Annotated in this window: 12 protein-coding genes; 7 read left to right on the top strand and 5 right to left on the bottom strand. The window is 69.6% G+C overall.

Translation table 11 applies throughout. From position 1 onward, the window contains the following. Positions 1-42 precede the first annotated feature (42 nt). Positions 43-726 carry a hypothetical protein gene (locus tag ACVTJA_RS52090; RefSeq protein WP_465832356.1) on the bottom strand — a complete coding sequence of 228 codons (684 nt, stop codon included), beginning with the start codon at positions 724-726 and terminating at the stop codon, positions 43-45. 436 nt (positions 727-1,162) lie between these two features. Further along, on the bottom strand, positions 1,163-1,468 hold the full coding sequence (locus ACVTJA_RS52085) for a hypothetical protein (RefSeq protein WP_465832354.1): 306 nt from the start codon (positions 1,466-1,468) through the stop codon (positions 1,163-1,165). Positions 1,469-1,721: 253 nt separating this feature from the next. On the opposite strand from ACVTJA_RS52085, the gene ACVTJA_RS52080 reads away from it, so the two are divergent. Beyond that, complete coding sequence (locus ACVTJA_RS52080) at positions 1,722-2,675, top strand: TFIIB-type zinc ribbon-containing protein (RefSeq protein ID WP_465832352.1); 954 nt, start codon at positions 1,722-1,724, stop codon at positions 2,673-2,675. Further along, positions 2,672-3,649, top strand: a complete 978-nt coding sequence (locus tag ACVTJA_RS52075) for a TFIIB-type zinc ribbon-containing protein (RefSeq protein WP_465832351.1) — start codon at positions 2,672-2,674, stop codon at positions 3,647-3,649. The genes ACVTJA_RS52080 and ACVTJA_RS52075 overlap by 4 nt, the downstream gene beginning before the upstream one ends. Before the next feature lie 3 nt (positions 3,650-3,652). Here ACVTJA_RS52075 and ACVTJA_RS52070 read toward each other — a convergent pair whose 3' ends face one another. Further along, the gene (locus tag ACVTJA_RS52070; protein ID WP_465832350.1) at positions 3,653-4,912 is read right to left on the bottom strand and encodes a serine/threonine-protein kinase; all 1,260 of its coding nucleotides are present in this window, start codon (positions 4,910-4,912) and stop codon (positions 3,653-3,655) included. Positions 4,913-5,051: 139 nt separating this feature from the next. After that, positions 5,052-6,266, bottom strand: a complete 1,215-nt coding sequence (locus ACVTJA_RS52065; protein ID WP_465832348.1) for a serine/threonine-protein kinase — start codon at positions 6,264-6,266, stop codon at positions 5,052-5,054. 324 nt (positions 6,267-6,590) lie between these two features. Here ACVTJA_RS52065 and ACVTJA_RS52060 point away from each other — a divergent pair, with 324 nt between their 5' ends. From ACVTJA_RS52060 to ACVTJA_RS52045, 4 genes are all read left to right on the top strand, one after another. Further along, the gene (locus ACVTJA_RS52060) at positions 6,591-6,971 is read left to right on the top strand and encodes a helix-turn-helix transcriptional regulator (protein ID WP_465832347.1); all 381 of its coding nucleotides are present in this window, start codon (positions 6,591-6,593) and stop codon (positions 6,969-6,971) included. A 47-nt stretch (positions 6,972-7,018) separates the two neighbouring features. After that, positions 7,019-7,471: a helix-turn-helix domain-containing protein gene (locus tag ACVTJA_RS52055; RefSeq protein WP_465832346.1), complete on the top strand. Its 453-nt coding sequence runs from the start codon at positions 7,019-7,021 to the stop codon at positions 7,469-7,471. 709 nt (positions 7,472-8,180) lie between these two features. Next, positions 8,181-9,395, top strand: coding sequence for a DUF2380 domain-containing protein (locus tag ACVTJA_RS52050; protein ID WP_465832344.1), 1,215 nt, complete (start codon positions 8,181-8,183; stop codon positions 9,393-9,395). Next, positions 9,392-9,862 (top strand): NUDIX hydrolase, encoded by a 471-nt coding sequence (locus ACVTJA_RS52045; RefSeq protein ID WP_465832342.1) that lies wholly within the window; start codon positions 9,392-9,394, stop codon positions 9,860-9,862. The genes ACVTJA_RS52050 and ACVTJA_RS52045 overlap by 4 nt, the downstream gene beginning before the upstream one ends. A gap of 205 nt (positions 9,863-10,067) precedes the next feature. Here the strand turns inward: ACVTJA_RS52045 and ACVTJA_RS52040 are convergent, their stop codons facing one another. Further along, on the bottom strand, positions 10,068-12,062 hold the full coding sequence (locus ACVTJA_RS52040) for a DUF4215 domain-containing protein (RefSeq protein ID WP_465832340.1): 1,995 nt from the start codon (positions 12,060-12,062) through the stop codon (positions 10,068-10,070). 254 nt (positions 12,063-12,316) lie between these two features. Between ACVTJA_RS52040 and ACVTJA_RS52035 the strand changes: the two genes are divergently transcribed. After that, the gene (locus ACVTJA_RS52035) at positions 12,317-12,760 is read left to right on the top strand and encodes a hypothetical protein (protein WP_465832338.1); all 444 of its coding nucleotides are present in this window, start codon (positions 12,317-12,319) and stop codon (positions 12,758-12,760) included. Positions 12,761-12,893: the final 133 nt, after the last annotated feature.

Genomic DNA, 12,893 nt, shown 5'->3' with positions numbered 1-12,893 from the left:
GTGGGTGTCCCCCGGCACCCCGAGTCAGCCGCGGCGCGGCCGTCAGTGGACGGACCAGCGCTCGGCGATTTCCTCGCAGGCGAGCACCACGTCGCTCAGCCGGCGGATGTGAGCGCGCGGCGCGGTGAAGATGGTGCCGGCGAAGACATCCACCACCTGGATGAGCCGGTGGTCACACGGCCCGAGCTGGCACAGGTGCTGCTCCGCGAAGCGCTGGAGCATGGTGCCGATGTACTGCGCCGAGCGCTCGTCCAGCGGGTGGTGCTTGGAGAAGTAGAGCTTCATCAACCCCACGCGCGCGTTGCCGTGCTTGTCCATGCGCTGGAGCACCACCTCCGGGCGCACGCTGATGGTGACGCCCGCCATCTCCAGCACCGGCGGCTCGGCGCCCACCGCGCTGATGACCGTCTCGCTCAAGTCCAGCCACGGCACCAGGTCCGCGAAGCGCTCGAGCGCCTCCGAGCAGAGCTGCAGGCGCTGCGCCTCGAACTCCGTCTGCGGCACGCTGCACGCGAAGCGGCGCTGGTGGTCCTTCAGGATGGACAGGTCCAGCCCCCGACAGAGGAAGTCGGTAATCGCATGCGACGCCTCCGGGTAGCGCAGGTACTGCTGCTCCGGCGGGTGCTTCTGGTCGTAGATGATGCGCTTACGACGCGCGGGCGTCGCGGTGAGGTACTCACCCAGCTTGTTCACAGACACACGCGGCAACTCACGGATTTCCGCCATGGATTGACTCCCCCTGGGTGCTGGCGAATGTGCTCACAGTACAGAAGGGGTCTGACATTCATGAGACAACGTGAGTACTTGAAATCATGGGCGAGACGGGCCGCGTAGGTCGCGGTTGGGAGACCGGACGTCACGGGGCGGCCCGGGCCGCGCGCCCTGGAGGACGGGGCCGAGTCCTGATGCTACGCGCCCGGTGTGACGTGCTCGCGGGTGGGGTTCCCCGAGGGAAACCCGCCGTCGTGTCCGGGGGCTTCGGACGCGCGGGTGCGCTCGTGGTTCAGGAGGGGGAAGAGGACCCTGGAGGTCCTCGGAGGGACGCCGCGAGCTCTCGGGAGTGGATCATCACCGATGCCCCGCGGGGCAGGAGGCGTGAGACGTGGGGCAGGCAGGCGCTCCAGTCATGTCCCCGTGCCTGGAGCGCCTGCCGTGTGAGGAATCAGTCCTCGCCGGGTTTGCGGTCCGGGTAGGCGGACCAGTAGACGTCGGGCAGCGGGTTGGTGCCGGCGTCGCTGCGCGGGCCATCGCCGTCCGGTATCTCATCGAGGATGGCGCCCGGCGTGCGCTCGGTCGGGTCGATGGTGTGTGCGTGCTGCTCCTGCTCCCGGTCCTCGTTGGGCGCGGGAGCCCGCGTTCCGGTCCGCTTCTCCTCGTCTTTTGGGCCCCCATGCCGGGGACCTGTCTCGCGCCCGTAGTAGTCCTCCGGGGGCTGGATGCCTGGCTGCTTCTTGTCGCGCTCGGCCATGTCGAAGTCCTCCGTCACCCTACGGTCGTGCCTGGGAATGCGAGCCGCAATGGGGCCTTCGGTCCCGCAGTGACGTCCGGAGGGCAGGCGGGCGGGCGTGCGCCCGTCCTGAGGGGCCTCCGTGCCCGCCGTGTATGCGATTGCGCCGGTGGCGTCCTCCCGGTGTCCTGTCCACGAGGTGACGGCCGCGCACTGAAATGCGTCTCCCGCAGTAGGCTGCCGCCGGAAACTCCAACGGGACGGGGGAGCGCGCATGGTCGAGCAGTCGAGGGAGACGACGTCCGCGGTGGCCGGGCCCAGGCTGCACCTGGGCTGTCCGTCGTGTGGTGCGCAGTTGGTGGTGGAGGCCTCGCTGCGCACCACGCGGTGTCCGTACTGCGCCGCGCCCAACGTGGTGGAGCGCCCGCCCGTGCCCGGCGTTCCGGAGCCCGTCTTCGCGCTCGGCTTCACCGTCACGCACGGCGCCGCGAAGGAGCACGTGGCGCGGTGGCTGAAGACGCGCAGCCGCTTCACGCGCTCGGGCATCCGCACCGCCGAGCCCGGCGAGGTGCGCGGCGTCTACGTGCCCGCGTACCTGTACAGCGTGCTGGCCCACGCGCGCTTCCGCGCCTCCATCGGCGAGGACTACCAGGAGCAGGAGACGTACACGACGACGGAGAACGGGAAGACGGTGACGCGCACCCGCACGGTGACGCGCACCGAGTGGCGCTCCCTGTCCGGAGAGCTGAAGGGGTACGTGGCGGACGTGCTCGTCACCGCGTCCACCGGCCTGCGCAATGACGAGTTGGAGGCGCTGGAGCCCTTCGACTTGCGAGGCCTCGCGAGGTACACGCCGGCCCTCATCTCCGGCTGGGTGGCCGAGGAGCCGTCCCTCACCCGCGAGCAGTGCCTCGTGCAGGCGCGCAAGGAAGCAGAGGAGCTGGTGGGAGAGCGGCTGGGCCGCTTCATGCCGGGGGACTCGCACCGCGAGCTGCAACACGAGTCGCGCCTGGACTGGGAGGCATTGGACGTGTGCCTGCTGCCCGTCTGGGTATTGGCCGTGCGCTACGCGGAAGGGGAGCCACCGCTGCGGGTGCTGGTGAATGGGCAGACAGGCGAGGTGCACGGCAAGGCGCCCCTCTCCGCGTGGAAGGTGACGCTCGCGGTCCTCGCCGTGCTGGCGCTGGTGGCCGTGGCGTGGCTGCTGTCGCAGGGAGGTGGACGGTGAGCGCGGCCGTGCCCATGGCGGCGCCGTGCCGGCGCTGTGCGAGCGCGCTGGAGGCGGAGGATTTGCGCTGCCCCATCTGCGGGCTGCCCACGCCGCCTCCCGAGCACGGTGCGGTGGAGCGCGAGGCGGCGCGGGTGGTGCGCTGTGAGAACTGCGGCGCGGCGATGGAGTACTCCGTCGAGGCGAAGGCGCCGAGGTGTGACTACTGCGGCTCGACGACACGCGTGGAGACGACGGCGGACCCGGTGGAGCAGGCGCAGGTATGGCTGCCCTTCACGGTGGAGCCGTCGGCGGCGCGCGGCGCGCTGATGGCCTTCCTGGGGAAGGGCGGCTTCTTCCGTCCGAAGGGGCTGGCCGAGGAGGCGGCGGTGGAGTCGCTGCGCCCGGTGTGGTGGCCGGCGTGGAGCTTCCAGGCGGGCGTGGACGCGAGCTGGACGGCGGACTCGGATGCGGGCTCGGGGCGCTCTAACTGGGCGCCGCACGCGGGGCGCACGCACTTCGACTTCGAGAACGTCGCCGTGCCCGCCTCGAAGGGGCTGAAGGTGAAGGAGTGCGAGGCGCTCGCGCCGCACTACCGGCGGGACACGGCGGAAGGCGCGCCGCGAGGCCCCGAGGGCGCGCACGTGGAGCGCTTCGAGGCCACGCGCTCGGGGGCGCGGCGCACGGTGCTGGAGGCGGTGGAGCGGCTGTCGCGAGAGCGGCTCCAGCAGGGAGTCATCCCCGGCCGGCGCTTCCGGAACGTCCATGTCGCCGTGGCCCTCTCCAGCCTGCACACCACGCGGGTTGCCTTGCCCGCGTACGTGCTCGCGTACCGGTACAAGGGCAAGGCGTACCGCGTGGTGGTGCACGGGCAGGACGCCGGAGTCGTCCTCGGCGAGGCCCCCATCTCCGGATGGCGTGTGGCGGCGGTGGTGGCAGGGGTGCTCTTCCTCGTGCTGGTGGTGCTGATGGTGCTGGGTGTGTTCGGGCGGTAGGGCTCAGGGCTCCGGGTCTTCGTCCTCGGGGCTCGTCTGGCCTCCTGACATGGGCTCCGGTGCGCTCGGGTCTCCGGTCTCCTCTGGCGCGGTGCTCGCCGGAGGAGGCTCCGGCTCCAGGGGAACCGCGGCCTCCTCGGCGGTGAGCCCCTCCGGGTGCAGGCCGCCCTCGAGCAGCTCCGCCTGGTTGCGCCGGGCCGTGGCCTCCCTGGCCGCGCGGGCGAGCTCCTCCGCCGCGTCGTGCCGTCCGTAGCCCGGGGCGTGGGCGCGCAGCCAGGCGCGCAGGGCCGCCGCCATCTCCTCGCCCGACTGGAAGCGCTGTGCCGGCTCCTGGCTCAGTGCGCGGAGGACGATGTCCCGCAGGTCCTCCGGCAGGCTCACCGCGAGCCGCGCCACCTGCTCGGAGCCGAGGCGCACCATCCTCGCGGCCACCTCGTTCACCGGCATCCAGGTGGGGCCCTGGGCCTCCAGGGGCTTCGCCTCCTCGCCGCCTTCGGGCTGCAGCGGAGGCACGGGCACCGTGTCCTCCACCATGAGCGGGTGCCGGCTGGTGAGGAGCTCCAGCAGCACCAGCCCCAGGGAGAACAGGTCCGAGCGCGCATCCACCGGCGCCCTCCGCAGCGCCTCGGGTGACGCATAGGTGATGTCGCCCTTCACGAGCGGGCGGCTGGTGACTTCGCGGCCGGTGAGCGTGGACGCGGCGGCGGTGAAGTTGGTGAGCTTCACCTCACCGTGGATGCCCACGCGGATGTTCCGGGGGCTCACGTCGCGGTGGACGATGTGGAGCGGGCGGTTGAGGTCATCCGTGAGGCAGTGGGCGTGGTGCAGGGCCTCGGCGACCTCGGACGTGACATGGGCGGCGAAGGCGGGGGACATGGGGCTGCGCCGCATGGCGGCCAGGTTGAGCACCGTGTCGAGCGAGCGGCCCTCGACGTACTCCATGACCACGTGCGGAGCGCCTCGGTAGAGCTTCAGGTGGTACACCTTGGCGATGTTGGGGTGGTTGAGCCGGAAGGTGAGCTCCACCTCTTCGACGAGCCTGCGGCGCTCGACGAAGCTGGCCGGGTTGCTGAGGCGCTTCACCACCACCGGACCTCCGAGCCCGCCGCGGTAGCGCCGCCGGGCGAGCATGAGGAGCTCGCCGGTGGAGCGGACCTCCAGCTTGCGGACGAACTCGAATGCCGTGCCTCCCACGGTGAACAGCACCCGTGGCCGGCGAGGGACTCCGGGAATCTCCTCCGTCGTCGTGTCGGGCGTCGTCATCTCCTGCCTCTGGACCTGTGAAGTCGAGTTGGGACTGCTCGACTCCTGAGGTAGCACGAATGCAGGCCCGCAGGGAACCTCCTGAGTTGGATGATGATGATTCAACCTGGAGGGTCGTGGGTTGGACCTCCGCCTGCGCTCAGTGCCGCTTCCGGGAGCGCAGCGCGGCCAGTCCCCGCCTCAGCGTCCCCAACCTCCTCTGGAGCCACAGCTGCCACAGCGCGGGCCGCCGCTCCTCCGGAGCCAGGGGCCCGGGCTCGGTGGCCGGCGTGCGCCGACGCGAAGGAGGGAGCGTGTCCGTGTCCCAGTCTCCACCCGGCTGCTCCGGAGCGCGCATCCAGCGGCGCAGGTCGCGCGCCTCCTCGTCGCCGTCGAAGAACTCCTCGGACTCCTCGGTGACGGCGTCCTGCAGCGGGCGCGGCGGGAAGAGCGGCTCGTCCCAGGACGCATCCGCCGTCTCCAGTGCCGCGCTCAGTGCGCCGTACAGCTCCGCGCCCGTGGGGTAGCGGTCCTCCGCGTGCTTGTGCAGCAGGCGCAGCGCGATGGAGTCCAGCGCCGCGGGGACTCGCGGGTTGACCTCGGACGGTGGCTTCGGCTCCGCCGACTCGATGCTGGCCAGCAGCGCGGAGGGCGACATGTTGGCGGGGTAGGGGAAGCCACCGGTGAGCACCTCGTAGAGCACGAGCCCCAGCGAGTAGAGGTCATCCGTGGGCTGGAACTGGTACCGCGTGCCCGGCTCTCGCGTCCCCGTCCAGAAGCGCAGGGCCTCGGGGCTGCGGTAGCTCGGTGTGCCCGGGGGCAGGCTGCCCTCGGTAATCACGGCCGCGCACGCATGCTCCCCCGAGCCGAAGTCCACCAGCACCGGCTGTCCGTCCGAGACACGGATGATGATGTTGCTGCCCTTGATGTCGCGGTGGAGCACGCCCTCGCGGTGGATGGTGTCCAACGTGAGCGCCACCTGCGAGAACACCTCCACCGCGCGCCGGGCCGTGGGGCTCGAGCGCACGGCCCACTGGGACAGCGTGGGCCCTTCCACATAGCCGAGGATGAGCACCAGGTAGCCATCGCGCGCGTCCGGCCAGCGGCGATAGCCCAGCAGCTCCACCACGTTGGGGTGCATCAGTCGCATGAGCACGTGGGCTTCCTTCATCGTGCGTGCGTCCACGCGTGCGTCGTCCTCCGAGGTGGGGCCTTGCAGTGCGAACTTGAGCGCCACGGGCCGGCGCGTCTCCGACTCGGCGAGGAAGATGGCGCCGTAACCCCCGATGGCGAGCCTCCGGACGATGCGGAAGGCGCCAATCTCCTCCGAGTTGCGCAGCAGCAGCGGGTGCATGTCCTCGGGCTGCGGCGTCATGGCGCGAACCTCCCGAGCTCGAGCCCGGCGCGTGGGCGCTTCCCGAGCCCGACGTCCCAGGTCACGGCGGCGCGTGCGAACAGCCGCTGCGGGAAGAGGCGAGTCAATGGGATTCCTCTCCCTGCACGCGGGGTGGAAGCGGGAGGATGTCGGAGGTCCAGGGTTCGTCTGAAAATGAAGACAGGTGGCATCGTGCGTGGCATGTGAATTCAACCTGTGAGGTCCATAGCACGTGGGACGCCTCTTCGGGTAGTCTCCTGCCTTGGACGGTAGGGTTCCCGCCATGGGACGTAACGGTTCTCATCCGGGAGAGGCGCGAGGACGATGAACGAGGAACTGGCCATCACCGTGGGGACGGCCGCGCGGGCCGCGCGGGTGAGGCTCGGGCTGACCCAGGCGGACGTGGCCGAGCGCGTGGGCATCGCCATGGAGGTCTACAGCCGCATGGAGCGCGGCAAGGTACTGCCCAGCGTCACCACGCTCCGGCGCCTCTGCCAGGTGCTGCGCATCGGCGCGGACGTGCTCCTGGGGTTGGATGTGGAGGCCATGGATGTCCCCGCGGAGGAGCCCGCTCCCACCTCCGCGCCGGGCGAGGACCCGCCCCGTCTGCGCCGGCTCGTGCGCGCGCTCCGGGTGCTGGACGCCGAGCAGCTCCGGGCCGTGTCCCAGGTCGTCCACGGCGCGCTCGGCCTGCTGCGGAGATAGTCCACGGCGCATGCAGCAGGGCGGGAAACTTGCGTGCCCGGAGGGCCATGCGACGCTCATCCGCCATGCGTGAGCCCGTCGACCACAAGCTCGCAATCCTGCTGGGAGCGGCCGCTCGCGAGGCCCGCCAGCGTCTGGGGCTCACCCAGGGCGACGTGGCCGAGCGCATGGGCATGGCCATGGAGGTCTACAGCCGGATGGAGCGCGGGAAGATGCTGCCCCGCGCGCAGACGCTCCGCCGGCTGTGTGACGTGCTGCAGGTGTCCGCGGACACGCTGCTCGGCGTGGGTCGCTCGGGCGCGCCGGTGCCGCTGGCCCCTCGCAAGGCCGCGCAGGAGGACCCGCTGGAGCTGCGCCGCATGACGCGCAAGCTTCGGGATTTGGAGCCCGCGCAGCTGCGCGCGGTGTCGCGGGTGGTGAACGCCGTCGTCACGGTGATGCCACGCTCCGGTAATGCCGCTCCCGTGCGGCCCGCGCGCAAGCGCCGCGCGACGGCGTAGCGCCGCTCCAACGATGATGTGAAGGACCGCCGGGGCGGGGCACGCGTGCGAGCGCGGCGAGCTCTCGATGGCTCATGGTCGAGCATCATCGGGTCGTCCCGGCGTCCTCCGTGCGGGGCCGGCTCTCGCGGCGATTGTGGCTCGGTCATGCGGGGCGCACGGTCCAGAATGAGCAAGCGCAGCTGCGGAACCTGACGCATCCTTCAGGTTGAAGGAGGGCGCGGGTAGCGTTCCGTCTGTCCTTGCGCTGCCACCGCCGGGCACGCGCCGCACGGAGCCGCCTCCATGTCTGACGTGTTCGACCCCGGGGCCCCCGAGGGTGTCGTCCTCTTCCGCCATGGCGACACCGCCTACGAGTTCTTTCAGCACGTGGACCTGGGGGTGGACAATGCGCGCTGACGTCCTGCTGCTGTGCGTGGCCATGCTCTCCACGAGCTGCGCGTCACAGTCGCTAGCCCCGAGCCGAAGCGGAGGCCTGCGCTACATGCCGCGCGTACCGCCGGCACTGACGCAACCACCGCATGAGGTGCCCCCGCATTCCTGGGAGGCTTCACCGCCTTCCATCGCGGGGGATGCGATTCAACGTCGGTTGATGCGTCGCAAAGCGCCACAGGGTGGATTGACAGGGGCCGCCTCGGGCGGCGTGGCGGGTGGCACTGCCGCGAGTGCCTCACAGGCGCGGGACGCGGTGCTCGAGGCGGTGGATGACGTGAAGGGCTCCACGGACACCATCGCCAGCGCACTCTCGAAGCTGGCCAGTCGTCCACCCGCGAGCCTGGGGAACCGGACCCTGACTGGCTTCAACGGGGCCTTTTCACGCTACCTGGATTACGGCTCCAACCAATTGCCCTGGTTGCGAGGCGCGGTCGGCGGCACGACGGCACTGGTGGCGGTTGCCGAGGAGGTTGGCGACGTGGACATGGAACTGGGCATCCTCCGGATGACGGGCCCGCGCCTTCAGTCGGCCATGTTCGGCTCCATGCTGCTGGCCGCATGGCTCGACTTCCTCCAGCTTGCGGACGTCGTTCTCCGCGAGTGCCCCACTTGCGGAGTCGAGACCTTGCTCGTGGACATGCATCGGGTGCAGCAGCGGATAGCGCCCACCATGGAAGCACTCGCGTCCGGAGACGCCGAGAGGGCGGAGGAAGCGGCCACGGCAATGCCCGAATTGATGGGGCAGCTCGCCCGCGAATTCGGCTCCATCCGTGACCGCGCGCGCAAGTCCATGGAGAGCAGCGAAAAGCTCATGGCGGTGATGCAGCTCGTGGACATGGTCACCATGATTTCGGCGCTGAAGATGTCACTGCCTCGCTTGCCGCCAGCCGCGCCGGCGACGCTCGGCGTGAGTCTCGTCATGACTTCGGGCGGTGTCATGGCCGGCTCGCAGCTCGTCGTCTCCGCCGAGTGGGTGGAGATGATTCGACGTCTCGTGCAGGCGGGCGTCATCTCCATCCCCGCCGTGAGCGCCGCGGTCCGCATCCATGGCGGGCAGGTGCTGATGGCGCAGTCGAACGGGGACCTGCCGGACGGTGTACGCGACGCGCTGGGGGACAGTCCCGAAGTTCGCGGCATGCACGAGACGGGCAGAGCCGGGGCGGGCATGTCCGAGAACCCTCTGCACCACGTCATGCCGCGAGAGCGCCGCGCATGGTTCGAGCAGCGCGGCTTCGAGGGCGACATGGACATCGACAACTTCTGTGTCCAACTGGAAAAGGCGCACCACGAAGCGATTCACGGCGGTGGCGACTGGCGCCTGGGGCGGATGTGGCCCAACGAGTGGAACCAGATGATCATGCGGGTCCTGACCAATGCAGAGAGAGAGGTTGGCCGGATGTTGACGCGCAACGAGATCCTGAACATCGTGGCGGAGCGCATGCGGCGCTACGACATCCCCATGAACTTCACTCCAGGAAGAGGGCGATGACCGACGGCCGTTCCTGGCAGGGTAACTGGAGGGTCCGTTTGTACGACCGGGTTCGTGAGAGGGGCTACGATTCGCTGACGGCCTTTGCCGAAGCGCGTCCTGCTGTCCCGCTGAATGAGCTTGCCGAGGAACTTGGCAAGGATGATGTCGCGGGCGTACAGGTATTGACGGGGTTGCTCGTTGAGGCGGAGCGGCGCAAGCAGGTCACTCGGTTTGTGCGCGATGTGCTCGTGCGCGAGTTGGCTGAGAGCCTCCCGAACGGCTGGCCGGCCGTGCTAGACGACGCAAATCGCTTCCATGTCGCCAAGGCGCTCGGCTGCTGGTCCGCCGACATACCCGAGTCTTATCAGGAGCGCGCTGACCGGGTCATGGCCGCACTCCGCGCCAATCCACCGCCTGCGGGCTGGCGCCCGCGCGGCCCCGACGACGAGCTACTCCTGACGCTCCTCCCCGACGAGGAAGCCTGACCGGCAGTGCAGCGCCCGGGCTGAGCACCACCATGCCTGACTGAAGGCCGCTCCACGCTCACAGTGCTCCAACGGGTTCACCCGCCCAACCCCGCCTTCTTGCACTTCATCCCCTCGGCTCCCTCCCGCTGGAGGGAGCCTCACCCGCTGATGCGGCGGCAGCGGCCGGGGACTTCACCGCTCCGCCGAGCTGACGCCTCGGCGCTCAGCCAAGCTCCAGCTTGCAGGTGGCGCTGCAGCCGTCCCTGCTGGTGGTGTTGCCGTCGTCGCACTCCTCGCTGCTCTCGGGCTGGAGGGTGCCGTCGCCGCAGCGGGGGCCCCACACGCAGCCGCGGGCGCACTGGCCGTAGCCGCCGTCATTCACGCCGTCGTCGCACTCCTCACCCGAGTCTACGATGCCATTGCCACAGCTCGTGATGCACACGGTGCGGCGGGTGGTGAAGTTGTTGAGGGTGAGCTTGTACGAGGACCCGACGGTGTGGCGCTCGGCCTGGAACACGACGACTTCGTAGATGCCGCCCACCGTGAGGCCGAGGTCGGCCGCTTCCTGGGACAGGACGATGGTGCCCGTCTGCGCGCCGTGCACGCCGCCCAAATCCATCGCCAGCTTCTTGTTGATGAACACCCAGACGTCGTCGTCGCCGCGGAAGGCGAGCACCTCGGTGCCCTTGTACTCGAACCAGTAGCGGGCCTCGCTGGTGAAGCTGAAGTTGCGTGGCGTGCCGTCAACGTTGTCGGGGCGAGAGATTTCGTCGCCCGAGGCCACCCAGCCCTTGCCATCGAGTGGGAAGAAGGTCGGGTCGTCGAACACGTACGAGCCGTCGGACTGGCGCGCCAGCTCCAGATATCCGACGACGGTCTTGTTGACGCTGACGACATCCCGGTACCACTGGTCGAACGACGCCTTGCCGTGGGTGGTGGCGGAGCTCACATTCTCCTTCGCGTACACGGGCTTGCCGTTCGCGCCCAGGGTGGACGCCACGATGCCCGTCTCGGCGGAGTTCTTGTTCTCGAAGTCGATGTGTCCCCACGGCAGGGTGGAGGTGGCCGGCAGGTCATGGCCGCGGAAGTCGCGGTAGACGGTGGGGATGGTCACCATCTGCGGCGGGTCCTCCTCGACGACGGTGCAGAAGAAGCCCTCTTCCAGCTTGCACGTCGGAGAGCAGCCGTCGTTGGCGCGGGTGTTGCCGTCGTCGCACTCCTCGGCGGTGCTGTTGGGCAGCATTACGCCGTCGCCGCACGTGGCCGTGCAGACGCCGTTGGTGCACTGCGGCTCCTTCTTGCACAGGGGCGAGCAGCCATCGCCCATGTCGTGGACGCCGCTGGGGCCGTCATCGCATTCCTCGGTGCCCTCAATCACGCCGTCGCCGCACACCGTGGGCTGGCAGGCCTGGCCGACGGTGGGGCACTTGTAGCCTTCCTCCAGGCGGCACACGGCGCTGCAGCCGTCACCGGCCACTGTATTGCCGTCCTCGCATTCCTCGTCGCCGGCGATGATGCCGTCACCGCACTGCGCTGCGCGGCAGCGGCCGCCGGACACCGGGCAGTTGTAGCCGGGTTCCACGGTGCACACCGTGCTGCAGCCGTCGCCCGAGGTGACGTTGCCGTCATCGCACTGCTCCGAGGCCTGGGACACGCCATCGCCACATTCGGCGGTGCCCGCGTCCGTCCCCGCGTCCGTGCCTGCATCGGTATCGGTGCCCGCATCCGTGCCTGCGTCGGTATCGGTCCCCGCATCCGTGCCTGCATCGGTATCGGAGCCCGCGTCGGTCCCCGCATCCGTGCCTGCATCGGTGTCGGTCCCCGCATCGGTGCCCGCGTCCGTGCCTGCATCGGTATCAGTGCCAGCGTCGGTCCCCGCATCGGTGCCCGCGTCCGTGCCTGCATCGGTATCGGTGCCTGCATCGGTGCCCGCGTCCGTGCCTGCATCAGCATCGGTCCCCGCATCAGTGCCTGCATCGGCGCCTGCATCCGTGCCCGCGTCGACACCCGCGTCGTTGTCGCCCGCGTCGACGCCCGCGTCAGTGCCCGCGTCGACACCGGCATCGGTATCGGTCTGGGACCCTGCGTCGGTGCCCGCATCCCGGATGGATGCATCCGGGGTCGAGCCGGCATCAGGCCCGGGAGAGTCGTCGTCCCCGCATGCCGTCAAGGAGAGGAAGACAGAGGCGAGCAGGACGCCCGCGAGTCGCACTGGCATTGGCTGGTTTGTCATTGCGAGGTCGATGGTGAAGTCAGCGCATGTTGGGTGTCAAATGCAACCTTGTTGTTAGCACGCACGTCAGACACGTACGCCGGGGCATCCGTGAGCGCGGCGTGAGCCTTGACGCTCCTCCGTGCGGATTCCCTTTCTCGCGATGTGTTCAGCCGATGGCGCCTTGCGCAGACCGTGGGTCCATCACCGAGGCACACGGCTCGCGCGCTTATCCGGCAGCCAATCCTGGGGGTATCCACATGAGGCGAAGAATCACCTTCCTGGCGGTGTCGTGCGCCGCATGGCTCGTAGCGGGTGGAGTGGACTCGACGGCCGCCGCGCAGGAACCCGAAGCCACTCCAGCTCCTTCCGCGCCGGAGGAGGGGGCTCCCAACTCCAAGGCCCACCCCGAGGGCCAGCCCGTCTCCAACCACACCTATGCGTTCTACGGGCCGAAGAAGGCAGCGGCGGGCAGCAAGGTCGAGTGGAAGCCCAACGGGTACAAGAGCTACGAGAAGACGACGGCGTGGGCCACCATCGTCCACAACTTCGTGTGGACCGACCCGAGCTCCGAGTACCCCGGCCGTTGGTACTTCTACGTCAAGTCCATCAAGCTCAAGAAGCACGGGTCCGGCCGCTACGACTTCCAGAGCGAGAACGACCTGCCCAAGGACGCGCACGGCGCTGGCTACAAGGTCCACTGACCTCGACGGGGCGGCAGTCTCCGGTGGGACTCCAGCGGCTTCTGGCTCGGCAGGCAGTGCCTTGGAGGAGCCCGTCGCGGTGCCGGTGGGCGTGCGGCGGTGTCGAGCCGTACACCGCACACGCCGGCCCGCG

It is taken from the genome of Pyxidicoccus sp. M6 (genome assembly GCF_055568925.1).
The sequence above is the reverse complement of the archived record's forward strand: the minus strand, read 5'-3'. Positions and strand labels throughout refer to the sequence as shown.

What these genes read in the sequence shown, in the direction of transcription:
- ACVTJA_RS52055 (WP_465832346.1), top strand. Translation starts at nt 7,019, where the DNA reads ATGCGACGCTCATCCGCCATGCGTGAGCCCGTCGACCACAAGCTCGCA.
- ACVTJA_RS52035 (WP_465832338.1), top strand. Translation starts at nt 12,317, where the DNA reads ATGAGGCGAAGAATCACCTTCCTGGCGGTGTCGTGCGCCGCATGGCTC.
- ACVTJA_RS52070 (WP_465832350.1), bottom strand. Translation starts at nt 4,912, where the DNA reads ATGACGACGCCCGACACGACGACGGAGGAGATTCCCGGAGTCCCTCGC.
- ACVTJA_RS52085 (WP_465832354.1), bottom strand. Translation starts at nt 1,468, where the DNA reads ATGGCCGAGCGCGACAAGAAGCAGCCAGGCATCCAGCCCCCGGAGGAC.
- ACVTJA_RS52065 (WP_465832348.1), bottom strand. Translation starts at nt 6,266, where the DNA reads ATGACGCCGCAGCCCGAGGACATGCACCCGCTGCTGCTGCGCAACTCG.
- ACVTJA_RS52045 (WP_465832342.1), top strand. Translation starts at nt 9,392, where the DNA reads ATGACCGACGGCCGTTCCTGGCAGGGTAACTGGAGGGTCCGTTTGTAC.
- ACVTJA_RS52080 (WP_465832352.1), top strand. Translation starts at nt 1,722, where the DNA reads ATGGTCGAGCAGTCGAGGGAGACGACGTCCGCGGTGGCCGGGCCCAGG.
- ACVTJA_RS52040 (WP_465832340.1), bottom strand. Translation starts at nt 12,062, where the DNA reads ATGCCAGTGCGACTCGCGGGCGTCCTGCTCGCCTCTGTCTTCCTCTCC.
- ACVTJA_RS52090 (WP_465832356.1), bottom strand. Translation starts at nt 726, where the DNA reads ATGGCGGAAATCCGTGAGTTGCCGCGTGTGTCTGTGAACAAGCTGGGT.
- ACVTJA_RS52060 (WP_465832347.1), top strand. Translation starts at nt 6,591, where the DNA reads ATGAACGAGGAACTGGCCATCACCGTGGGGACGGCCGCGCGGGCCGCG.